Annotated in this window: 16 protein-coding genes; 13 read left to right on the forward strand and 3 right to left on the reverse strand. The window is 68.8% G+C overall.

Annotated features, from left to right (window positions below; all coding sequences use genetic code 11):
• Positions 1 to 42 precede the first annotated feature (42 nt).
• Complete coding sequence (locus ACWDR4_RS29400) at positions 43 to 1353, reverse strand: LolA family protein (protein WP_450413124.1); 1311 nt, start codon at positions 1351 to 1353, stop codon at positions 43 to 45.
• Between the two features lie 717 nt (positions 1354 to 2070).
• Between ACWDR4_RS29400 and ACWDR4_RS29405 the strand changes: the two genes are divergently transcribed.
• From ACWDR4_RS29405 to ACWDR4_RS29415, 3 genes are all read left to right on the forward strand, one after another.
• Positions 2071 to 3621: an alkaline phosphatase D family protein gene (locus ACWDR4_RS29405; protein WP_450413125.1), complete on the forward strand. Its 1551-nt coding sequence runs from the start codon at positions 2071 to 2073 to the stop codon at positions 3619 to 3621.
• A gap of 183 nt (positions 3622 to 3804) precedes the next feature.
• Complete coding sequence (locus ACWDR4_RS29410) at positions 3805 to 5307, forward strand: D-ribitol-5-phosphate cytidylyltransferase (protein WP_450413126.1); 1503 nt, start codon at positions 3805 to 3807, stop codon at positions 5305 to 5307.
• A gap of 155 nt (positions 5308 to 5462) precedes the next feature.
• Complete coding sequence (locus ACWDR4_RS29415) at positions 5463 to 7496, forward strand: hypothetical protein (RefSeq protein ID WP_450413127.1); 2034 nt, start codon at positions 5463 to 5465, stop codon at positions 7494 to 7496.
• A 67-nt stretch (positions 7497 to 7563) separates the two neighbouring features.
• On the opposite strand, the gene ACWDR4_RS29420 is transcribed toward ACWDR4_RS29415, so the two are convergent.
• The gene (locus tag ACWDR4_RS29420) at positions 7564 to 8838 is read right to left on the reverse strand and encodes a phospholipase D-like domain-containing protein (protein WP_450413128.1); all 1275 of its coding nucleotides are present in this window, start codon (positions 8836 to 8838) and stop codon (positions 7564 to 7566) included.
• A 275-nt stretch (positions 8839 to 9113) separates the two neighbouring features.
• On the opposite strand from ACWDR4_RS29420, the gene ACWDR4_RS29425 reads away from it, so the two are divergent.
• The 7 genes from ACWDR4_RS29425 (at position 9114) to ACWDR4_RS29455 (ending at position 21513) form a co-directional block, all read left to right on the forward strand.
• Positions 9114 to 15563, forward strand: a complete 6450-nt coding sequence (locus ACWDR4_RS29425) for an RHS repeat-associated core domain-containing protein (RefSeq protein ID WP_450413129.1) — start codon at positions 9114 to 9116, stop codon at positions 15561 to 15563.
• 47 nt (positions 15564 to 15610) lie between these two features.
• Positions 15611 to 16111: a hypothetical protein gene (locus tag ACWDR4_RS29430; RefSeq protein WP_450413130.1), complete on the forward strand. Its 501-nt coding sequence runs from the start codon at positions 15611 to 15613 to the stop codon at positions 16109 to 16111.
• Between the two features lie 137 nt (positions 16112 to 16248).
• Positions 16249 to 17376 (forward strand): glutamate 5-kinase, encoded by a 1128-nt coding sequence (gene proB, locus ACWDR4_RS29435; protein ID WP_450413131.1) that lies wholly within the window; start codon positions 16249 to 16251, stop codon positions 17374 to 17376.
• A gap of 207 nt (positions 17377 to 17583) precedes the next feature.
• On the forward strand, positions 17584 to 18048 hold the full coding sequence (locus tag ACWDR4_RS29440; protein WP_450413181.1) for a hypothetical protein: 465 nt from the start codon (positions 17584 to 17586) through the stop codon (positions 18046 to 18048).
• 105 nt (positions 18049 to 18153) lie between these two features.
• On the forward strand, positions 18154 to 19440 hold the full coding sequence (locus ACWDR4_RS29445; RefSeq protein ID WP_450413132.1) for a glutamate-5-semialdehyde dehydrogenase: 1287 nt from the start codon (positions 18154 to 18156) through the stop codon (positions 19438 to 19440).
• Between the two features lie 304 nt (positions 19441 to 19744).
• A complete protein-coding gene (locus tag ACWDR4_RS29450; RefSeq protein WP_450413133.1) occupies positions 19745 to 20341 on the forward strand; it encodes an SCO2584 family spore wall biosynthesis protein in 597 nt (198 codons plus the stop codon).
• A 101-nt stretch (positions 20342 to 20442) separates the two neighbouring features.
• Positions 20443 to 21513, forward strand: a complete 1071-nt coding sequence (locus tag ACWDR4_RS29455; RefSeq protein ID WP_450413134.1) for an SCO2583 family membrane protein — start codon at positions 20443 to 20445, stop codon at positions 21511 to 21513.
• 95 nt (positions 21514 to 21608) lie between these two features.
• Here the strand turns inward: ACWDR4_RS29455 and ACWDR4_RS29460 are convergent, their stop codons facing one another.
• Positions 21609 to 22697, reverse strand: a complete 1089-nt coding sequence (locus ACWDR4_RS29460; RefSeq protein ID WP_450413135.1) for a M48 family metallopeptidase — start codon at positions 22695 to 22697, stop codon at positions 21609 to 21611.
• Positions 22698 to 22799: 102 nt separating this feature from the next.
• On the opposite strand from ACWDR4_RS29460, the gene ACWDR4_RS29465 reads away from it, so the two are divergent.
• From ACWDR4_RS29465 to nadD, 3 genes are all read left to right on the forward strand, one after another.
• Positions 22800 to 22970 carry a hypothetical protein gene (locus tag ACWDR4_RS29465; RefSeq protein WP_389353943.1) on the forward strand — a complete coding sequence of 57 codons (171 nt, stop codon included), beginning with the start codon at positions 22800 to 22802 and terminating at the stop codon, positions 22968 to 22970.
• 143 nt (positions 22971 to 23113) lie between these two features.
• A complete protein-coding gene (locus ACWDR4_RS29470) occupies positions 23114 to 23278 on the forward strand; it encodes a hypothetical protein (protein ID WP_389353372.1) in 165 nt (54 codons plus the stop codon).
• Between the two features lie 39 nt (positions 23279 to 23317).
• Entirely contained in the window at positions 23318 to 23944 is a 627-nt protein-coding gene (nadD, locus tag ACWDR4_RS29475) for a nicotinate-nucleotide adenylyltransferase (protein WP_235479158.1), read from the forward strand.
• Positions 23945 to 23956 lie beyond the last annotated feature (12 nt).

Genomic DNA, 23956 nt, shown 5'->3' on the forward strand with positions numbered 1-23956 from the left:
CTCCTCAATCGTCGTGTACCTCGTGTACGTCGTGCACGGGAGTTACTGGGCCGCGTTCGCCGCCTTCACGAGCGCGTCCTTCGTGACGGCGCCGACGTAGAGCTTGCCGTCGTCCGTCATCAGGGCGTTGATCAGGCGGGTCTTGAAGACCGTGCCGGAGCCGAAGTCGCCGGAGACCTTGTCACCGAAGGAGTCGAGGAAGCCGCCGAAGGCACCGGCGTCCGGCGAGTCACCGGCCGACGGCAGCCCGCCCTCGGCACCGGACCCCGAGTCGAAGGCGGCGATGGAGTTCCAGCCCTCGCCGATGACCTTGACGCCATCGCCTTCGAGCCCGTCCACTGCCCCCTCGTGGCCCTCAAGCCCCTTGAGGTCCTCGTCGAACTTCCTGCCGGAGTTGCTGCCGAAGTCCTCCTCGGCACTGCCCGAGCCCTCCTCGGTGACCTTCGTGCCCTTGGGCGGGGTGAAGTCGAAGGTCGAGGCGGCGGGCTTGGCGAAGTCGACGTCGACGAAGCCGGCGTCCACGACGGCCGCGCCGCCACTCGCCGGGGTGAGCGTGAACTTCAGGGGCGTACCGGTCTTCGAGTCGACCGCGATGCTGATCGCCCCGACCGTGGACCCGGACGCCTTCGGCTTGATGACCAGCTTGTACGCGTCCCGGCCGGCGACCTGGGCGGTGCCGTCGACGGTCACGGAGGTCGTGCCGTCGACCGCCTTCAGGGCCTCCTCGGCCAACTCCTTGGGCGTGGTGGGCGCGTCGTCGCCGGGCAGGACCTGGTCCTTGCCGTCGCCCTTGCCGCTCTCCGACGCTGGGGCCGTCGCGTGGTACGCCTCGTTCGACGAACTGTCGTACGCCCACACCTCGTCGCCGTTGTGGATGACGCTGTACTCGGCGGCCTTCTCCAGCAGCGACACCTTCTGCTTGTCGGGGCCGTCGACGGCGACCCGGACCGTGTGCGTGCCGGAGGCCAGTTCGAGGAGCTTGGCGCTCGGATCGGCGGCCGACCCCGAATCGCTCGAACCCCCGCCGAGGCCGCCGGACAGCAGGCCGCTCTCCAGACCGCCGAGGTCGGGCAGCCCCAGATCCGTACTGATCTTCACCGTGCCGGACAGCTGCTGTACGTCCGACGCGGCGATCTTCTCGATGAGTTCCTGCGCGCTGATCTTCGGCAGATCGGGGTCACCGGAACCGGCGAACGCCGGTACCAGCCCGATCGTCGCGACCGTCAGACCGATCACCACGGCCGGGGCGGCATACCGTGCGGCCTTGCGGCGTCGCGACGGCACGTCCTCGGCCTCGGTCTCGATCTCGGCCTCGATCCGGTTGCCGGACTTGGCCTCTTCGTACGGTGCCATGTGTGCCTTACCTCCGTCGTCGGCGGCGGCTGTCGGTCCCACACCTGTCCACCCTGAGCCGCCATTCTCACCCGAACCGGTGAGGAGTGGTGCTTTCCATCTCACCAAATCGACGAAGAGGAATCGTCAGACCTTGGTCTCAACTCCGCGTACTGCTACGGGATGACATAAGGAGGCGATGCTTCCCCCGACCCGTAGGGGTCAGGTGATCTCACTTTGGGCTTAGTCCAGCAATGTGACGCGCGCCACACGCGCACTTAGCCCGTCCGGCGCCGTAGGACGAGGCCGTAGGACGAGGCCGTAGGACGAGGCCGTAGGACGAGGCCGTAGGACGAGGCCGTTCAGACCCCCGCTGTCGGCCTGAACGGCCTCGTCCTCAAACGCCGGACGGGCTGGGGGGTGTGGGCCGGCGCTGGGGAGAGTGGGGGACCGGGTGGGTGGGCAGGTCGCGCTGGACGCGCTCGTCCTCAAACGCCGGGCGGGCTGGAGGGTGCCGGCCGGGGCTGAAAGATCAAGCCCCGGCCGGTGCCCCCCCCGCCTACGGGACCGGCCGCGCCGTTTTCTATGATCTCCCCCTGATTCATTCCTCAGGGGTCTCCTGTTCGTCCGTGTACTTGCGTTTGTCATGTACTCGCATCCCGTTGTTCAGCGGGTCGGTCGGGCTGCCGTGGGAGCTTCCGTAGGTCCGAGAAGCCGCCCAGGCAAGGGAGTTCGACGATGAGTGGGGTCGTGTCGCCCGGCAGACGCCGGTTTCTGACTGCCGGGGCCGCTGCCGTAGGGGCCGCCGCGTCCGGGCAGTTGCTGCTCGCGGGGACCGCCCGGGCCGCGCAGACCCCGTTGCCCGGCGGGGTGTTCAGTCTTGGGGTCGCCTCCGGGGATCCGTTGCCGGACGGTGTCGTGCTGTGGACCCGGCTCGCTCCCGATCCGCTCAACGGCGGGGGGATGCCCGATCGGGCCGTTGTCGTCGAGTGGCAGATATCCGAGGACTCGCGGTTCCGGCGCAAGGTCAAGCGTGGGTACGCCTGGGCCCGGCCCGAGTACGGGCACAGCGTTCACGCCGATGTACGCGGGCTGAGTCCCGACCGGCACTACTGGTACCGGTTCCGGACCAGCGGGCAGCTCTCACCGGTGGGGCGCACCCGTACCGCTCCCCGGCCGCTCGTCTCCGGCAGCCATCTGCGTATCGCGCTCGCCTCCTGCCAGAACTGGCAGCACGGCTACTTCACCCCGTACGCGGACATGCGTGCCCAGGACCCCGACCTCGTCGTCTTCGTCGGCGACTACATCTACGAGTCCACGTCCGCGATCACCGGCGTACGCAAGCACGAGGGCACCGGCGAGCCGTTCAGTCTTGTTCAATACCGCAATCGGTATGCCCAGTACCACAGCGATCCGCACCTCAAGGCGATGCACGCCGCCGCGCCCTTCGTCGTCACCTTCGACGACCACGAGGTCGACAACGACTTCGCCGGGGATGTTCCTCAGGACCCCGACAAGCAGTCCCCCGAGGCGTTCGCCGCGCGGCTCACCGCCGCCTATCAGGCCTACTACGAGCACATGCCCGTCCGCGCCACCTCCGTGCCCAACGGCCCGCACATCCGTATGCACCGGCGCTTCGACTTCGGGCGGCTCGTGCGGCTCAACGTGCTCGACACCCGGCAGTTCCGCAGCGACCAGGCCACCAGTCAGGCCGGTGCCCTCGACCCGGCGATGACCATGCTCGGTGCCGCGCAGAAGCAGTGGCTGCTGAGCGGGCTGCGTACCTCACAGGCTCGGTGGAATCTCATCGCCTCGCAGATCATGATGGCCGAGACCGACCTCAAGATCGGTGACGGCAAGCTCTGGTACTACGACGCCTGGGACGGCTACCAGGTCGAACGCAACGCCCTGCTCGCCGAGTTCGCGAGTGTCCGTAATCCTGTCGTTCTCTCCGGTGACCGGCATCTCACGATGATCAGCGACCTCAAGCGGGACTTCGCCGACCCCGGTTCGGCGGTCGTCGGTGCCGAGTTCGTCGGTACGTCCATCTCCAGCGGTGGGGACCAGGACTCCGTCGCCTTCCACAAGGAGTGGGACGCGCGTAAGAGTGACAATCCGCACTGGAAGGTCATCGACAACCATCGCGGCTACCACCTATTCGACATCCGGCGGACCGGTATCGACGCCCAGGTCCGGATCGCGGACACCGTGACCAAGCCCACTTCCGCCTCCCGGACCCTGGCCAAGCTCCATGTGGAGTCCGGAAAACCGGGAGTGCGGAAGGTCTGACAAGGCCTGACAAGGTCTGACCGGCTAAAGAGCTTACGGCCGACCGTAAGCAGAATCACTGAAACAATTTCCGGTGAATGACAGGTTGCGCGCGCATATGCGGCGGGAGGCGCTCACCTTGCACTGCGGTTACCGCAGGTGGGACGATTTCAGGGTTCTCTGTTGCCCCGAGGTAGGTCGCCCGTGTCCCAGCACAATGCCAAGCCCCGCACCACCGCCGTCGTCCTCGCGGGCGGCACCGGTCAGCGGGTGGGCCTGTCGATTCCGAAGCAGTTGCTGAAGATCGCCGGGAAGGCGGTCATCGAGCACACCCTGAACACGTTCGAGCAGGCGGATTCGATCGACGACGTCATCGTCCTGATGGCGCCCGGCTATGTGGCGGACATCGAGAAGATCGTCGCCAAGGCCGGTTTCACGAAGGTCACCCGGATCATCGAGGGCGGCGCCACCCGCAACGACACCACCGAACGGGCCATCGAGGCCCTGGGGGAGGGGCTGGAGGAGGGCGAGGACCGCAACGTCCTGTTCCACGACGCCGTACGGCCCCTGTTGTCCCAGCGGGTCATCGACGACTGTGTGGTCGCCCTGGAGCGCTACCAGGCCGTCGACGTCGCCATTCCCTCCGCCGACACGATCATCGTCACCCGTACGCATGGTGAAGACGGTGAGTTCATCACCGAGATCCCGGACCGCTCGCGGCTGCGGCGTGGCCAGACGCCCCAGGCGTTCAAGCTGTCGACCATCCGGCGGGCCTACGAGGTCGCGGCCGGCGACCCCAACTTCCAGGCCACGGACGACTGTTCGGTCGTACTCAAATACCTCCCGGACGTGCCGATCCATGTCGTCGCGGGCGACGAGTACAACATGAAGGTCACCCAGCCCGTCGACGTCTTCATCGCCGACAAGCTCTTCCAGCTCGCCTCCACCGCCACGCCCCAGCAGATGAGTGAAGAGGCGTATCGGGAACTGCTCACAGGCAAGACGCTCGTCGTCTTCGGCGGGTCGTACGGCATCGGCAAGGACATCGCCGAGCTGGCCGAGGGGTACGGCGCCAAGGTGTACGCGCTCGGGCGCTCGACCACCGGCACGCATGTCGAGAACCCGGAGGAGGTCGACGACGCGCTGTCCAAGGCGTACTCCGAGACCGGGCGCATCGACCACGTCGTCAACACGGCCGGCGTCCTGCGTATCGGCAAGCTCGCCGAGACCGACAACGCGACCATCGAGGAAGCGCTGAAGGTCAACTACCTGGCGCCCGTGCAGATCGCCCGGTCGGCCTACAAGTACCTCGCCGAGACCAAGGGCCAGTTGCTGCTCTACACCTCCAGCAGCTACACCCGCGGCCGGGCCGAGTACAGCCTCTACTCCTCCACCAAGGCCGCGATGGTGAACCTCACCCAGGCCCTGTCGGACGAATGGGCCGGTGACGGCGTCCGCGTCAACTGCATCAACCCGGAGCGCACGGCCACCCCGATGCGTACGAAGGCCTTCGGCCAGGAGCCCGCGGGTTCGCTGCTGTCCTCCGAGGCGGTGGCCCGTACGTCACTGGACGTGCTGCTGTCCGAGCTGACCGGGCATGTCATCGACGTCCGCCAGCAGGACCCGACGGCCCCGGCCGGCCGGGCCTCCGGCTTCGAACAGGCGCTCGCCAGCGTCCTCGACCGCCAGGACGACGACCTAGCATGAAGCCATGGCGTGCGGCCCATGGCGTGGCCGCACGGCATGAAGCCCGACGGTGAATTTCGACATAAAGTCCACACGGAATCCGCAAAAACCGTCGGACAGGCTCCCCGACAATTTCCAGACCGATTTCCGGGTACTTCCTCAGATACAGGTTCTCCTTGATTTCCACTGCTATTCGCGTCGCCCGGGTGGGCAGCCCGGCCGAGCTGGCCGCGGCGGTCCTCATGATGCTGGGCTTCCCCTGTCTCATGGTGGCCGCGCTCGTCCCGAGCGTGCCCGCCTTCGCCGTCGCCGCCGCAGTGACCTACCTGGCGGACCACTATCTGCACCACCGGGGCAGCTATCTGATCAACCGCCTCGGCAAGGTGCGGGCGGGTGTCTCCATCCGGTTCCTGGTGCGGGAGCTGCTGGTGCTGTTGCTGCTGGCGCGCGCGGACCTCTCCCGGAGCATGATCTTCTACGCGGCGATCGCCTGCTTCATCGCCTTCTACGGCTTCCAGGCCCCGCACGGCGCCCTGACCACGCTGATCCGCAACCGCCGCCGGATGCCGGTCGCCACCCGCAACGTCGATCTGGCCTCGCGCATCCCCATCCCGAACGCCCCGCCGCGCTTCCTGCTGGAACGCTCCACCGAGAAGATGCTCCACCTCGACCTGGCCGCGATCACCGGCATCCTGATCACCGTCGAGACCGGTTCGACGGTGTACGGCATGACCGGCGTCGGCATCACCCTCGGACTGGCGTTCCTGTACGTGGTCGCCCTCGCGCCCTTCGTCCGGGGCCGCCGGATCCCGCCGGACGCGGAGACCGTGCTGGCCGCGACGGACGCGTGGCTGCGCGAGTACCGGCCCCAGACGCTGCTGTACTTCTCCGGCTCCAAGGACTCGGCGTACCAGGTCAACATGTGGCTGGAGACGATGGAGCAGCTGGAGACCCGGCCGCTGATCGTCCTCCGGGAACGCGTCATCCTGCACAGCCTCGCGCCCACCACCGTCCCCGTCATCTGTGTGCCCGGCGGCATCCATCTGATGAACCTGGACCTGCGCACGGTCCGGGTCGCGCTCTACGCGGCGAACGTCGGCAAGAACATCCACCTGCTGCGCGTACCGACCATGAAGCACGTCTTCATCGGGCACGGCGACAGCGACAAGATCGCCAGCGTGAACCCGTTCAGCAAGGCCTACGACGAGGTGTGGGTCGCGGGGCGGGCCGGGCGCGACCGCTATGCCATCGCCGACGTGGGTGTGCGGGACGAGGACATCGTCGAGGTGGGGCGGCCCCAACTGGCGCCCATCGAGAGCGGCGTGCGGGGTCCGTCCGGAGGGGTGCCCACGATTCTCTACGCCCCCACCTGGGAGGGCTGGGACGACGACCCCGGCAACACCTCCCTCCTGCTCGCCGGCGAGAACATCGTGCGCGCGCTGGTGTCGGCCGAGCCGCCCGTCCGGGTGCTGTACAAGCCGCACCCCTTCACCGGCACCCGCAGCGACGAGGCCAAGGCCGCCCACGAGCGGATCACCGCGCTGGTCGAGGCCGCCGCGGTCGAACGGGCGTCCGACCCGCGCTTCCTGGGCGACGGCGACGAGCAGGCGGGGGCCAAGGCCGACCTCGCGCGTATCGAGGCGCGGCTCGCCGAACTGGCCGGGCCCGGCGGTGAGAAGGGCGACGAGGCTGAGGCGACGCGGGACGGCGTCGTCGACCTGGAGCGCCACGAGGAGACCGCGAAGCTGCGCACCGAGTGGAACGACGCGTACTGGCGTTCGTTCGGCGCCGGCGAGCACCGGGTCATCACGGGCGCCGAGCCTCGGTTGTACGACTGCTTCAACGTGTCCGACGGGATGGTCTCCGACATCTCCAGCGTGGTCTCCGACTTCATCGCGAGCGGCAAGCCGTACGCCGTGACGGACTCGGCGGAGCTGGGCGCGGAGGAGTTCAAGCGGCAGAACACCGCCGTACGCGCCGCCGTGATCCTCACCAACAGCGCTGAGGAGCTGGGGCAGTTGCTGGACGCCGTACGCGATCCGGCGGCCGATCCGCTGGCCGGTGAGCGCGCGGAGCTGAAGCGGTATCTGCTCGGGCCCGACGAGCCGCCGTCCATCGAGCAGTTCAACACCGCGACGGCGGACCTCGCCGTGAAGGCCGAGACCCGGAACGCGGGTCAGAAGCGGCAGGCGGCGACCGCGCGGACCTGAGCGTCCGGAGTGGTGGGGCCCGTCCTGAGGATCGCTCCTCGGGACGGGCCCTTTCGTACGGGACCGGTCAGTCCTCGGGGGTGCCGCTGATGCCCTTGCAGGCGTTCGTGCTGTCGGCCGTGCCCGGGACCGCCGCTGCCTTGGCCGCGTCGAAGGCGGTGACGTAGGCGTCGTGGTCGGCGTTGCTGTCGACCTTCAGCAGGGCCTCGTCGTTCTTGGTGAGGGCCGGCCCTGAGTAGTTGTGGCTGCCGGTCCACAGGACCTTCTGGCTCGCCGTGCCGTCGTACTTGCCCTCGATCAGCAGGTACTTGGAGTGGATGATGCGTGAGGCGGTGTTCGTGTTGCCGTCGTCGTCCCAGTTGTAGCAGCGCAGGGCCGGGCCGCCGGACGCGTGCAGGGTCTCCCAGGTGCCGCTCGAACTGCCGCTGTCCGTCTGGGAGTAGACGATGTCGACCTCGCAGCCCGCCTTCTGCAGCGCGACCAGCTTCTGGGCCACGGCCAGCCGGGTGAGCTTGAACATGCCGACCCGCACCTTGGTGTGCTTCGTCGTGCCGCTCTCGGTGTAGGTGCAGGTGACGTTGTCGAGAACGCCGGTGACGGTGTCGCCCGGTGACGGGTCGTCGGCGGGGCGCGGGAAGAAGTACGCCTTGTACGGGCTGCTGGTGGTGGAGGTGTACTGCCAGTTCGCCCAGTCCTTGCCGGCCAGCTTTGTGAAGTAGTTGCTGTACGCGGTGTAGATGGCCGTGTTGTTCGGCAGGACGTACGCGTCGTTCCAGAAGCGGCTGTGGCTGGACGGCGTCATGTTCGCCGAGGTCTGCACGACGACGTTGTACGCGCCGTCGAGCTGCGAGAACAGCCAGAACTTGTTGTGGTTGATGGAGGCGCCCTGGGCGGGCTGGCCCAGGCACGACTTGTTCACCGGGCAGAGGCCGACGAACGAGTCCTGGGTGAGGTCGGTGCCGAGGGCGGTGGCCAGGACGGTGTACGAGGGGTCGTCGGCGTTGTCGCTGACGTCGCTCTCGTCCAGCATCACCTGCACGTCGACGCCCCGGGCGCGGGCGTCCGCGAGGGCCTGGGCGAGGCCCTCGTCCCAGAAGTGGTAGACGGAGGCCTTGATCGACGAGCCCGACTCCGACTGGCCGATGTAGTCGAGGAGTTGAGTACGGATGGCCTGCTGTTCGGCGACGGTTCCGGTCGGGTTGTTGAAGACCGGGCCGGCGGTGACGGCGGCGGACGCGTCGTCGGCCAGGCCGAGTTGGAGACCGGCCGCGAGCGAGAGTGCGGCCAGGATCGCGGCGAGGCGATCGGATCTACGGGTTGACGGGTGTCGGGTGAAGTGCATGGGTCCCCCTGGCAAGAGCGTCGGCCAGTTCGGTCGGTGATCGAACTGGCGCTTGACGGGGGGATGTTGCCAGAGGGAACGGCCGTGTGACCAGAAAAATCCGACAGGTGACCTCCGATGACCCTTTGGCTTTCCCTTACGTCCCTTTTGTTGATCTAGTGAACTCCGTTAACCCGTAGTTAAGCTCCGCCTTGCATCTGAGAGGGTGCGCCGTTCATGGACTTGTCCATGGATCTGACATTGGCACATGTGTGCCTGTCTCACGGGGGTGAGCTGTGGAACTGGGTGGACGAAGACTGTCCCTGGTTGTTGTCAAGGCGCTGTTGGCCGGGCTGCTGGCCGTGGTGTCCTTCGCGCCGATGGCGTCGGCGCTGCCGTCAGGCAAGCGGCCTGACGTACCCGCCGGATCGCTGGGCGCATCGGTGCCGCAGCGGTCCGAGACGGACACGACGAAGACACCAGAGGTCGTCTGGCCGACGGCCGGCCGGACCACCGTGGTCGTTCCGGCCGCAAACTCCGAGCCCAGAGCCGCCGGGCCGACGGGCGCAGGGTCCGCCGCCGTGACCGTGCGGGCCGCGAAGAGCACGGGCACGGACCGTTCCCGCGCCGGGTCCGCCCGCCCTGACCGGGTCTCGGTCGAGGTGCTGGACCGGGCGGCGGTGCAGGAGTTCGGCGGTGTCGGACTCGGTCTGCGCGTCCGTCGCGCCGACGCCACCGCGACCGCGGGGCCGGTCGAGGTCGGCATCGACTACTCGGGTTTCGCACATGCCTACGGGGGTGACTTCGCAGGCCGGCTGCACCTCGTACGACTGCCCGCCTGTGCCGCCACCACCCCGGACGTACCGTCCTGCCGCCAGGGCACGCTCGTCGCCTCGCGGAACGACACCGAGCAGCAGACCCTGACCGCAACGGTCGAGGCCACGCCGGCCGCCACGAGCACGTTGGCCGCCGCGGAGACGGTCACCTACGCGCTGGCCGCCGGTTCCTCCTCGGACCAGGGCGACTACCGGGCCACCCCCACCAATCAGTCGGGCAAGTGGAACGTCTCCCTCGGCTCCGGGGCCTTCACCTACAACGTGCCGATCGACGTGCCCAAGCCGCCCGTCGGCACCGCTCCGGAACTGGCCCTGGGCTACAACTCCCAGTCCATCGACGGCCGTACGTCCGCGTCGAACAACCAGGCCTCCTGGGTCGGCATGGGCTGGGACCTCAACGTCGGCCACATCGAGCGCAAGTACAAGAACTGCATCGAGGACGGCCACGGCCCGGACCAGAACCAGCAGTGGGGCGACCTGTGCTGGGACTCGCCCAACTCCACCGCTGATCCCAACGGCGCCGTCTACCAGATCACCCTGGGCGGCGAGAGCTCCGAGCTGATCCAGGACGACACGGGCACCGGCTCCTTCCACATGAAGGACGACAAGGGCTGGAAGATCCAGCATCTCAAGGGCAGCCCCAACAACCCTGACAACACCGACGAGTTCTGGGTCATCACCAAGCAGGACGGCACCCGCTACTACTTCGGCTGGGGCCGCTCCGAGCGCAACACGAGCGCCACGCACTCGGTGCTGAGTGTGCCCGTGATCGGCGACGACGCCGGGGAGCCCTGCTACGACGGCGGACAGCCCACGTACTGCAACCAGGCCTGGAAGTGGAACCTCGACCGTGTCGTGGACCCGAACGAGGTGGAGACCTCGTACTTCTACGACAAGGAGACCAACTACTACCGCTCGGTCGCCGGCGCCGACAAGGCCCGCAAGTACGACGCCGGTTCGTATCTGACGAGGATCGAGTACGGCTGGTCCTCGCAGATCTCCGGTGCCCAACTGCCCGCCCGGGTGGTCCTCCAGCACCTCAACCGGTGCAAGGAGCGCCTGGTGGAGACGAACCCGCTGGACAATACGGCGGCGAGTTGCCCCACGATCGACTCCTCGCCCGAGTCCTACCCGGACGTCCCGACGGATCTGATCTGCGACGGCTCCACCGACGACTCCGCGTGCGCGGGCAAGACGTACTACCCGACGTTCTTCCAGCGCGATCTGCTCTGGGACATCACGACCCAGGTCCGGGACAACGACTCGGCCGAGTGGGACAACGTGATGCAGTACCAGATGCGGTACGCGATGGTGAATCCGGAGGGCGAGATCGGCGGCCAGCTCTGGCTGGACTACATCCAGCGCCGCGGCTACTCCGGTGACGACATCACCCTGCCCGCCATCAACTTCGACGGCCACTGGCAGGACAACCTGGTCGGTGACGGCGCCCTCAACTTCCGCCAGGTCGACCAGGTCGTCACCGACACGGGCTCGACCATCGACGTGACGTACGGTCACGCCACGGACGACGGCGGCACGATCGACCGCCAGTGCGACGCCGCGAGTCTGCCCTCGCAGGCGAACAACCACTACGAGTGCTTCTGGCAGAAATGGACGCCCGAGGGTGAGACCGAGGCGCGTACGGGCTGGTTCAAGAAGTTCGTCGTGACCAAGGTGCAGGTCGACCCGGGCACCTACGACGACGGCGCTCCGACGATGACGACGACGTACGAGTACGACGGCGCCCCGGGCTGGGCGTTCACCAACAGCCCCCTCGCCAAGGACGAGGACGAGACCTGGTCCGACTGGCGCGGCTACGGCAAGGTGCTGGTCACCACCGGAGCCAACGCCAACCTCCACTCGACGTACCACTGGTTCTACCGGGGCCTGGACGGCGACCGCACCTCGAAGACGGACGCGAGTGCCACGCGGAGCGTCAAGGTGACGGACTCCGAGGGCACGGAGTACACCGACTCGATGTGGCTGGCCGGCCGGACCCTTCAGACGTCGGCGCGCGACAGCGAAGGCGAATCGCAGAAGCGCGTGTGGCACTCGTACTGGACGCACAACACCGCCCAGTACACGGGCCTGCCCGACGCCCGCTTCGTCCGCGAGAACAGGGTGCGCACGCTGGACAAGGTGTACGACTCCAGCGACACCGATCTGACGACCTGGCGTGAGCACATCGTCGAGACGGAGTTCGACGACACCGAGGCCGCCTCCACCACCTTCGGGCTGCCGATGCGGGTCGACGACTGGGGCGAAAGCGGTATCTCCGACAACCAGTGCACGGAATACGGCCGCGCCTACAACACGGAGGACATGCCGAACGACGACACCGGGACCATCCGTTGGATGGTGTACCAGGACGACGAACGGCACTACAACGTGGGCTGCACGACCGTCGCCACCGACCAGGCCGGGACGACTCCCTACGCCCACCTGGACCGGCGTACCGCCACCTACTACGACGGCGCGACCACGTGGGACGGCAACAACACCGCGCTGGTGGACGGGAACGCGACCGAGGTGCGCGTGTACACGGACGCGGACGCGGCGAACGCCCGGGTCACGAGGGCGGCCTTCGACGATGCCGGACGGGTGACCAGGACGCTCGACGGGAAGTCCAACGCGACCACGGTCGCCTACGACCCGGCCACGTCCTGGCCGGTCAACGGCGTGGTGACCACCTCACCCGATCCGGACGGAACCGGTCCGGGCACCGCACTGACCTCCACCGAGTACTTCTCCCGCTTCTGGGGCGAGGTCTGGAAGTCGACCGACGCCAACGGCAACACCACACAGGTCGCCTTCGACGCGGTGGGCCGGACATCCAAGGTGTTCAAGCCGACGGAGTCCGCCAACTATCCGGGCGGCACGGCGTCCATGACCTTCGACTATCTGCTGCCGATGCAGAGCGCGACGGCCACCGTTCCCTACCAGGCCACGGGCGCGCCCCTCCGGGCCACGACCAAGGTGCTGCAGAGCGGTACCACGTACGCCAGTTCGTACGGCTGGGCCGACGGGCTGGGCCGGACCCTGGAACTCCAGGTCCCGGCGCCCTCCGGTACCGGCATGACGGTCGGCGTCACGCGCTACGACTCCTCCGGGAACGTGGCGGGCACCTCGCAGCTGTTCTACAACTCCGCCGCCGCCGGCTCCAAGGTCGTCAACCCGGCGTACACCGCCATCCCTTCCTACACGGACCTCCAGGTGGACTGGGCCGGCCGCACCACGCTGAGCCAGTACATGGTCAACGGCGCGCCGCAGGCGGCGGGCAAGGTCGTCACGGGCTACGGGGGAGCCGACCTGGTCACGGTCACTCCGGCGACCGGCCAGCCCGTCGACAGGTACACCGACGTCTACGGGCAGACGTCCAAGGTCGTCGAGCACGTGGGCGCGCAGTCGAACACCACGACGTACGAATACACGCGCAGCGGATACCTCAAGTACATCCACGACGCCGCAGGCAACACCAGCCACTACACGTACAACTTCGCGGGCGACCGCCTGACCGTGGAGGACTCCGACTCCGGTTCCTCCTCCAGCACCTACGACGCCAACGGACTGGTGGCCACCACCAAGGACGCCAACAACACTGTCGTGACCTACGCCTACGACAACCTGCAGCGGCCGACCACCATCTCGCAGGGCACCACGGTGCTCTCCAGGACGGCGTACGACAACGACAACGGCACCGCGGTCACCGGGGCCAAGGGCCAGGTCACGGCGGCCACTTCGTACGACGCCGCCGGCAACGCGTACACGACCAAGCTCGGTGGGTACGACACGCGGGGCAGGGTAACGGCGAAGAGCATCGTCATCCCGAACGCCGGTGACGGCGCGGGCCTGAACGGCACGTACACCTTCAAGTACGGCTACGACCTGGCCGACCACATCACCTCGACCGAGTACCCGGCCATCGGCGGACTGGTCGCCGAGACCGTCACCAACACCTACTCGGGCCAGGGACTCCTGTCCAAGGTCTCCAGCGGTCTCGGCACCTACCTCAACAGCGCCGGCTACGACGACTACGGACGGCTTCTCTCCCACTCCCTCGGCGTCTCCGACACCAGCATGACCCGCACCCTCACCTACGACGACACCAACGGCACGGGCTGGCTGAAGAACGTCATCACCAGCACCCTTACGGGCGGTACGTCGACGAAGGTCCAGGACGACACCTACACCCGCAACAACAACGGTGACATCACCGCGCTGCGCGAGAACGTCGCCGGGCAGCAGCAGTGCTACACCTACGACGACCTCGGGAGACTCACCGGCGCCTGGACCCAGGCGGCCACCATCTGCGGTACGACGCCGGCTTCGGACTTCGCCGGGCCCGACCCGTACCAACAGCAGTACACCTACGACAAGATGGGCAACCTCCAGTCGCTGACGGAGAAGACCTCGTCGACGACGGCCGCGGCCACCCGCGACTACCGCTACCCCGGGTACAGCGCGGACGAGTCCACATACACCGCGGACACCGCACGCCCGCACGCGGTCACCAGCGTGGTCACCGGATCGAGCAGCGACAGCTACGGCTACGACAACGCGGGCCAGATGACGTCCCGCACGGTCGGCGGAGTCGCGTCGACGATCGCCTGGTCGCCACTGCACCGCGTCGCCTCGGTGAAGACCGGCGCCAACACCACGTCGTACGTCTATGACGCGGGTGGCAACGTGCTGCTGCGCAACGCGCCCACGGAGAAGGTGCTCTACGTCGACGGGCACGAGATCCACAAGGCGGGCAGCACCGCCGCCCAGGCCAGCCGCCACTACTCGGCCGACGGCACCAGCATCGCCGTCCGCACCGCCGACAGCACCGCCGACAGCCCCACCAACGGAAAGCTGACCTGGCTCCTCGGCGACGGCCAGGCCTCCACCCAGCTCATGGTCGCGGCCGTGGGCGGAACCGTGGTCCGCCGCCGCTACACACCGTTCGGCAAGCAGCGGGGCACCACGGCCAACCTGCCGACCACGGTGGACCGCGGCTACGTCGGTCAGGTCGAGGACGACTCCACCGGGCTGTCGATGCTGGGTGCGCGCATGTACGACCCGGGTCTGGCCCGCTTCCTGAGCCCGGACGAGATCAACAAGCCGTACTCCCCGCAGGAGGCCAACGCCTACAGCTACGCGGCCAACAACCCCATCGCCTTCAGCGACCCGAGCGGCCTGGAGATCGGCTCCCGGCCGAACTCCTGCCGGTACGCCCTGGAGAACTGCGACAAGGCGACGCAGGACTCGGTCGGCTACAACCGGAAGACCGGCAGGACCGACCACACGACGGGCACGGCGTTCGGTGACGGTTCGATCGTCGCCATCAACGCCGGAGTCCCCGTGGAGCGCACCAAGCTGCGCCCGGAGGTCTACAACTGGCTGAAGAACGACCTCGGTTACCAGGGCAGCCGCTTCATGGTCAAGGGGGAGGCGCAAGCCTGGATCGAGGCCATGGGCAACGACAAGGAACTGAAGGAACTGCAGGAGGCCGCCGGTTCCTTCTACGGCTGCTTCGGCGTCCGGAAGGCCTCCGGCAAGGACTGCATGAAGGAGGTGAAAAAGACCTACAAGGACAAGCTGGAGGAGGAGAGCGGCTGGGACAAGTTCTGGGGTGGGGCCAAGGATCTGGCCGGTCCGGTGCTCGGCGTGGCCTTCGGTATCGGGTGCACCTTCCTCTCCGGCGGGCTTCTTATCGCAGGGTGCCTGATCGCAGGCTCGGCGATCTCCGGAGGCGTCAGTTACGGCTTGTCCGATGAGGAGGACAAGACGGTCAACGGCTACCTGTGGGCGGGCGGATCGGCTGCCGCCCTCACGGTGTTGACCTTCGGCGCGGAGAAGTACGCGGCTCCGCTGCGCATGCGCCGTATGAGCAACAACGAACTCTGGGGGCTCGCCAACGGCGGGTAGTACAGGATGTGCGGCAGCCGGGCAATCGACAGGGAAGAGGGCGGACGGTGGACGCGCTGAAACGGGCGTTTCTGAAACTCGACCATCGCTTCGGCGGGTCCGTGCCGCCGCCCCGCGCGCAGGTCTTCGTGGCCCGGCATCCCGTGGGCACGGGGATCGTCGTCGGTGTCGTCAACGGGCTGCTGTTCGCCTGGGCCCTGTCCGGCTTCAGCGATACGGAGCGTATGTTCCAGGCCGTGCTGGTGGGACTGGGCTTCGGGGTGTTCCTGTGGCTGCTCCTCCGGGTCGAACGCTGGCGTCAGACCGAGTACCTGCGGGCGGGAGGGTTCCCGCCCGCAGGTACCGCGCCCCCGGTGTCCGACGCACTGCCCGTGTGGTTCGAAGGCCTGCTGTGGATCTGTGCCTGGGCGGCCGGCACCGTGCTCCTGTGGCTGGCGAACCGGCACAGCGAACCGCCGAGGAGCTGGTTGTGGAGCGCGGTGTTCGCCGGCGTCGCCGTCATCGCGGGCTGGGCCGCCCGGCTGGCCAAACAGCGCGGACGCGACTGAACCGGCCGGGCGGCCCGGGCGAGATCCCCGCGTCCGCGTACTGGACCACCGCGCAGCCGCCTGCCCCCTTCGCGTAAGTTTGCCGCTCAGCGCAGCCGGCCAGTCCGGGCCGGCCGACCCGAAGGGACAGCACGCAGGTGGCAGGGGCAAGGCAGGCCGTCGCAGAGGCCCACAGGATTGTCGTCAAAGTGGGTTCCTCGTCGCTGACCACGGCGGCCGGCGGCCTCGACGCCGACCGGGTCGACGCGCTCGTCGACGTCCTCGCCAAGAGCCGCAGCGGCGGCGAGAAGGAGATCGTTCTCGTCTCCTCAGGCGCCATCGCCGCAGGCCTGGCCCCCCTCGGCCTGCGCCGCCGCCCCAAGGACCTGGCCCGCCAGCAGGCCGCCGCCAGCGTCGGCCAGGGCCTCCTCGTCGCCCGCTACACCGCCTCCTGCGCCCGCCACGGCATCCGCGTCGGCCAGGTGCTCCTCACCTCCGACGACACCAGCCGCCGCGCCCACCACCGCAACGCCTCCCGGACCCTCGACAAGCTCCTCGCGATGGGCGCCCTCCCGGTCGTCAACGAGAACGACACCGTCGCCACGGACGAGATCCGCTTCGGCGACAACGACCGCCTCGCCGCCCTCGTCGCCCACCTCGTACGCGCCGACCTCCTGGTCCTGCTGTCCGACATCGACGGCGTGTACGACGGCGACCCCAGCAGGCCCGGTACGTCCCGGATCGCCGAGGTGCGCGGCCCGGCCGACCTCGCCCACGTCGACATCGGCAGCGCGGGCAAGGCCGGTGTCGGCACCGGCGGCATGGTCACCAAGGTCGAGGCCGCCCGGATCGCCGCCGCCGCCGGTATCCCGGTGGTCCTCACCAGCGCGATCCACGCCGCCGACGCCCTCGCGGGCCGGGACACCGGCACCTACTTCCACCCCACCGGCAGGCGCTCCGCCGACCGCCTGCTCTGGCTCCAGCACGCCTCCACCCCACAGGGCTCGCTCACCCTCGACGACGGCGCCGTGCGCGCGGTCGTCCAGGGCCGCAAGTCGCTGCTGCCGGCCGGTATCGCCGCCGTCGAGGGAGAGTTCGTCGCGGGCGACCCGGTCGAACTGCGCGACAGCGCGGGCCACGCGGTCGCACGCGGACTCGTCAACTTCGACGCCAAGGAGATCCCCCAGCTGATCGGCCGCTCGACCCGCGAACTGGCCCGCGAACTGGGCCCCGCGTACGAGCGCGAGGTCGTCCACCGGGACGACCTGGTCGTCCTGAACCCGTAGGTCCCCTTAACGGGATTCCCCGGACTCCGTAAAACCTCTCTTTACTCCCGTCCCGCAAAGGCCGAAAACAGGGGGAACGCCCCGCAAATCCGCCCGCCGTGAGGTGGACGTTCCGCAAAAGCGCCCCATGAAGCGTGCGTACCTGCTTCTCTCTGTTTCAGGGAGATTCCGCACGACCATCGGGTAAAGGAGGCCGTCGTGAGACGAGTGCGCCCTGGGGCGGCGGCGTCCCGCGGTGGAACCGCCTCCCGCAAGGTGGGCGAGGAGCGCGCCCTGACCAGTGTCGTGGCCGGCGTCCGCTACGAGGAGGCGTACGAGGAGCCGAAGGACGTGCCCCGGCTGTGGCATGTCACGCTCAGCGTCTCCGGCGCCGAGGCTCCGCTCAAGGAGGTCAGGCGAGGCCTGGAACAGCTCGCCCACGACCACCCCTTTCTGCTGACCAGCCGCTACGCCAACGACCACGCGGAGATCCGCTACTGGGAGGAGGCCCGCGATCTGCACGACGCCGCGGCCGTCGCCCTGCGGCTGTGGGGCGAGCACCGCCAGACCGCGCAGCTGCCGCCCTGGGAGATCGTCGGCCTGGAGGTCATCGACCGCGAGACCTACCACCACCGCATCGCCGAGGGCTACGGCCCGCTGCCGGCGACCCCCGTGGGCGTCCACCCCTTCTGACCTTCCGGCCTTTACAGGGACACCCCTTTTGCGGGGTCTGAGCGCCTTGTCTCGGGGTTTGGGATAGCCGGTGGACGGTCCCGCCCGGCGCACTACGCTTCCCCCATGACCACGCTTTCGCCGTACGACTCGATGTCCCCGGTCACCCGGGCCGCCTACCGCGCCAAGGCAGCCGCCGCCGACCTCGCCCCCCTCCCGCGGGCCGAGAAGGACGACGCGCTGCTCGCCATCGCGGACGCGCTGGAAGTCCGTACGAGCGAAATCGTCGAGGCCAACGCCAAGGACATCGCCCGCGCGCGCGAGGCCGGCACCAGCGAGACGGTCATCGACCGGCTGACGCTCACCCCGGAGCGGGTGCGCGCGATCGCCTCCGACGTACGGGACGTGGTGGCGCTGCCCGACCCGGTCGGCGAGGTCGTCCGCGGCTCGACCCTGCCCAACGGCATCGACCTGCGCCAGGTCCGCGTCCCCCTGGGCGTCGTCGGCATCATCTACGAGGCCCGCCCGAACGTGACGGTCGACGCCGCCGCCCTCTGCCTGAAGTCCGGCAACGCGGTCCTGCTGCGCGGTTCGTCCTCGGCGTACGAGTCGAACACCGCGCTCGTACGGGTGCTGCGCGACGCCGTCGGCGGGGCCGGGCTGCCCGCCGACGCCGTCCAGCTCGTGCCCGGCGAGGGCCGCGAGTCCGTACGGGAGCTGATGCGCGCGCGTGGCCTGGTCGACGTCCTCATCCCGCGCGGTGGCGCCTCCCTCATCCAGACCGTCGTCACCGAGTCCACGGTCCCCGTGATCGAGACCGGCGTCGGCAACTGCCACGTCTACGTCGACGCCCAGGCCGACCTCGACATGGCCGTCGACATCCTGATCAACTCCAAGGCCCAGCGGCCCAGCGTCTGCAACTCCGCCGAGACCCTCCTCGTCCACCAGGACATCGCCCCCGAGTTCCTGCCGCGCGCCCTGGACGCCCTCGCCGAGGCCGGCGTGACCGTGCACGCCGACCCGCGGGTGCTGGCGTACGCGAAGGACTCCAAGGCGACCGTCGTCGAGGCCACGCTGGAGGACTGGGACACCGAGTACCTGTCCTACGACATCGCCGCCGCCGTGGTCGACTCCCTCGACAAGGCCGTCGAGCACATCAGGCTGTGGACCTCCGGGCACACGGAGGCGATCGTGACGACCTCGCAGCAGGCCGCCCGCCGCTTCACCCAGCTCGTCGACTCGACCACGGTCGCCGTCAACGCCTCCACACGGTTCACCGACGGCGGCCAGTTCGGCTTCGGCGCCGAGATCGGCATCTCGACGCAGAAACTGCACGCGCGCGGCCCGATGGGCCTGCCGGAGCTGACCAGCACCAAGTACATCGTCACGGGCGACGGGCATATCCGCCGCTGAATCCGCCGCTGAGGGGCATGATCACGGGTCGTACGCCGGGCGCCCGGCGTACGACCGGCGCAGCGCCCCCGGCGGATCGCAGTACCCCGGGGCGGTCGGCGGCGCATGCTGCATCTTCCCGGGGGGCGACCCCCGGACCCCCAGCAGAAAAGCAGGTCGGCGGGTGTGACCGGCGTGCACGCCCCGAGGCAGACCTGGGTGGTCGCGGCTCCGCGTGCCGGGCGGCGCATGAAACGCGTCTCATCCAGTAGCTGAATTTCCCGACCGTCTGCCCAAAATGACACCCCCGGTCTACTCTGGATCCGTGCCGGAGGACGTGGGGGGCACGCCGTTCTTCCCTGACGGCTGGGAGCCCGACGACGACCACGACCGCGGGGTGTCGGACGAAGAGTTCGCCTCCGTGGTCTTTGACGAGGCCTTCGTACAGGCGGCCGTGGTGCACGAGCCGACCGCCGTCGATCGCCTCCTGGCCGCCGCGCAGGCGAGAGCGGAGGCCTCCGAGGCCGAGGCCCGCCGGGCGCACACCAGAGGCCCACGAGGCGACGACGAGCGCTACGAGGACGGCTTCGGCCCGGACGACCCCGCCTATTTCGGCCACGATCCGGATCTCGACGATCTGGACGACGCCGAGATCCTGGAGGGCCGCTACGGCGCTCCGGGCACGCACGGCAAGCAGGTCTCCCGCTGGCACCGTCCCGTCGCCTGGATGCTCGCCCTCGTGATGGGGGTCGGCATGGTCGCGCTGGCCTTCACGGCGGTCTACCGGGGCGCGTCGTCCGGTCGCCAGGATCAGGTGCCGCCGCCCGCCTCCACCGGCCTTGAGCAGGGAAGCGGAACGACTCCTTCGGCCTCCGCCGACTACTCCCAGCCGGCTGTCTCGGCGATCCCGCGCACTCCTTGACCCAAACCTGTCCGCGCCCTGTTTCTTCCTGGTGAGAACCTGTCAGAACTTGTCGTGCGGGAGGGCGTTTACCGGGGCTTCCCGCGACCTACTCTGAAAGTATGGGCGGACCAGGAGACCCACCTGAGGGGACACCCGAGGCCACCCCTGGTGGCGGCGAGGACGAGTACCGATCCGTCGTCTTCGACGAATCGTTCGTCCGTGCTGCCCGGCTCCAGGAGTTCTCCGCGCAGGAGCGCCTGGACGACCACTCACCCGCCGTACGCCGTCGCCAGCCGCTGCACCGGGGGCTGTCCCGGCAGGCGCTGATCCTCGTCGTGCTGATCGCCGTCGCCTTCGGCACCGCCATCTACATGGGCATACGCAACCCGTACCAGAGCCCGGTCGCCGAGCTGTCTCCCGAGCCGCTGCGGATGACCGTCATCCCGCTCGCGCCGCAGGGTGCCGTGCCCGGCGCGGTCGACCCCGAACAACTGTTCGCGCACAGTCCGGCGGCCCAGTTCGGGATAGGCGCCGAGGGCATCGCGCTCCCCGCCACCCGGAGCACCGCGCACTTCTCGGACAGCCAGGTCGTCAGCGCCCTGACCACCGCCAAGGACTACATAGTCGAGTCCGCGCTCTATCCGGAGGTGCTCACCGGCGGCGAGGTCCGTGCCGTGCGGGTGATGCTCGATCCCGACCAGCTCGACCAGTTCGACCAGAGCTTCGACCACCCGGCCGCCGACGGCAGGCACGCGCCCACCGGATGGCTGGTCCGCTTCGACCCCTCCCGCGCCCGGCTCGCCGACGACAAGATCCGCGTCCGGGGCACCCTGACGGCCACCGAGGCCGACTCGGCGACCCTGGAGGTCGTCGCCGACCACACCTTCGTGTACGCGCTGCGGCCGACGGGCGCCGACGACAAGGCGAAGGCGTCCCTGTTCACCGTCCGGCGCGAGCTGCACTTCAGCTTCGACCGTGACGACCTGCGGATGCACCAGGCCCGCCTGGTCGTCTCGTACGTCCAGGCCGGCCCCCTGTCCTGTGCGGAGGACTCCGTCGGTTACCTGAGGCCGCTGCTGGCCGGCCAGACCGCGAAGGCGGGTGGCCCCGCCGGTACGGATCCGTTTGCCACGGGTGGCACGACAGCGCTGTGCGGGTCGTTGGCGGCGGGGGCGCAGCCGAAGGTGTGAGGGAGGGTGCGTTGGCGGGTGCGGGTCCGGTGGGGGCTTGTCGCGCCCACGCGGCGGAGCCGCAAATCGACACAGCCCCGCGCCCCTGGGTGGGATCAGGCGTCCGGGGATGTGTCTCGCGGCGCGTTGCCGAAGCCGCGTCGGACTCGGCCGCCCAGGTCGCCCGCTCCGCCCGCGATGTCCGTGACCAGCTTCATCAGGGGGTCCTTGGAGTTCTTGACGTTGGTCGCGTAGCTCGACGCCGACTCGCGGAAGGAACCGGAGACCGAGGTGTCCTTGTCCTCGGTGCGGCGCGGGTAGTGGCCGTCCATGATCCGCTGGAAGTCGCGGGACTCGGCCCACTTCTTCAGCTCGGCGGCGCGCACGGTGGTGAAGGGGTGGGTGCGGGGCAGGACGTTCAGGATCTTCAGTACGGAGTCGCGCAGGTCGCCCCCCGCCTCGTACTCCTCGGCCTGGGCGAGGAACGCGTCCACGTTCATCTCGTGCAGGTGGTTGCCGCCGGCGATCTTCATCAGGCCGCGCATCGAGGCCTTGAGGTCCTGGCCGACGAGCAGTCCCGCGCGGTCGGCGGACAGCTCCGACTTGCGGAACCACTCGCGCAGGGCGGTGACGATCGCCATGATCGCGATGTTGCCGAGCGGGATCCACGCGACGCGGAGGGCCAGGTTGGTCAGGAAGAGAAGGATGGTCCGGTAGACGGAGTGGCCGGAGAGGGCGTGTCCGACCTCGTGTCCGACGACGGCCCGCATCTCCTCCTCGTCGAGCAGCTCGACGAGGCCGGTGGTGACGACGATGATCGGCTCGTCCAGGCCGATGCACATCGCGTTGGGCTGGGGGTCCTGGTTGACGTACATCGGCGGGACCTTCTCCAGGTCCAGGATCTGGCAGGCGTCCCGCAGCATGGCGTTGAGGTGGGCGAACTGCTGGTCCGAGACCCGCACGGAGTCGGACAGGAACAGCAGCCGCAGACTGCGCTCGGGGAGCAGCCCGCTGAGCGCCTTGAAGACCGTGTCGAACCCGCTGAGCTTGCGCAGGGCGACCAGGGCGGAGCGGTCGGCCGGGTGCTCGTACGCCCGCGAGGAGATACCCGGGAAGAGGGTGCGCTGCCTGCTCGGCACGTTCTCGTGGGCGTCCGGCCCGTCTTCCGGCCCGTGCCCGTTGCTCTCGTGGCTGTCGTCGGACATGTGTTCCCCCATGCGTCTGATTGCCCTTATGCGCCCCCCGGAGCGGGGCCCAGCCTAGGCGGAGATACCGTGGCGGGGCAGCACACCGTAAGGAGCGATCCGATGGATCCGATGGACCACACCCCCGCAACCGACTGGATCACCGAGGCCGCGAAAGCCGCCGAGAGACAGGGATCCGGCGATCTGCTCCGGGTCGTGCTGATCGTGATGTTCTTCGGCTGCATCCTGACCGCGTGGTTCCTGCTGCGGGGGTACAAGCAGAAGGACGACTGAGACGGGCCGGAAGTTCCCCGCGACCGCTCTTCCGCGGCCCCTCCCCGTACTCGTCGGCGGAGTCGCCGTGATCGCCGTCCACGGGCACGCTTACCATGAGCCGACGTCTTTATTCCGCCCACACCGGATAGGTCCTGCCGAAGATGAGCCTCCACAGCACCGCAGCCCAGTTGGTCACCCTTGCCGCCGAGGGCGAGGAGCACGGCGGCAACCACGAGAGCCTCAGCCCCTACCTCACCGGTGGCGGCGCCTTCTTCATCCTGATGCTCCTGCTGTGGATCACCACCCGTTTCAACCGTGACCGCTGAGTCCGGTCCCCTCAGGCAGGGCCGGTAGGGTCTGCAGGCATGGGAGAGCAGGACATGCCTACCGGCCGGTCGAACCCGGGCAAGCGCCGCATCGGCGTCATGGGCGGCACATTCGACCCGATCCACCACGGGCACCTCGTGGCGGCCAGCGAGGTCGCCGCGCAGTTCCACCTCGACGAGGTGATGTTCGTACCGACCGGACAGCCGTGGCAGAAGACCGACCGCAGTGTGTCGCCGGCCGAGGACCGCTATCTGATGACGGTCATCGCGACCGCCGAGAACCCCCAGTTCTCGGTCAGCCGCATCGACATCGACCGCGGTGGCCCGACGTACACCACGGACACCCTGCGCGACCTGCGCGCGCTCAATCCCGACACGGACCTGTTCTTCATCACGGGCGCCGACGCGCTCGGCCAGATCCTCACCTGGCGCGATGCCGAGGAACTGTTCTCCCTCGCGCACTTCATCGGGGTCACCCGGCCCGGTCACACCCTGACCGACCCCGGGCTCCCGGAGGGCGGTGTCTCGCTGGTCGAGGTTCCCGCTCTGGCCATCTCGTCCACAGACTGCCGTGCGAGGGTCGCCAAGGGCGACCCGGTCTGGTATCTGGTGCCGGACGGTGTGGTGCGCTACATCGACAAGCGCGAGCTGTACCGCGGCGAGTGAGCCGAGAGGGGC

This window comes from Streptomyces sp. NPDC000878 (assembly GCF_053599695.1).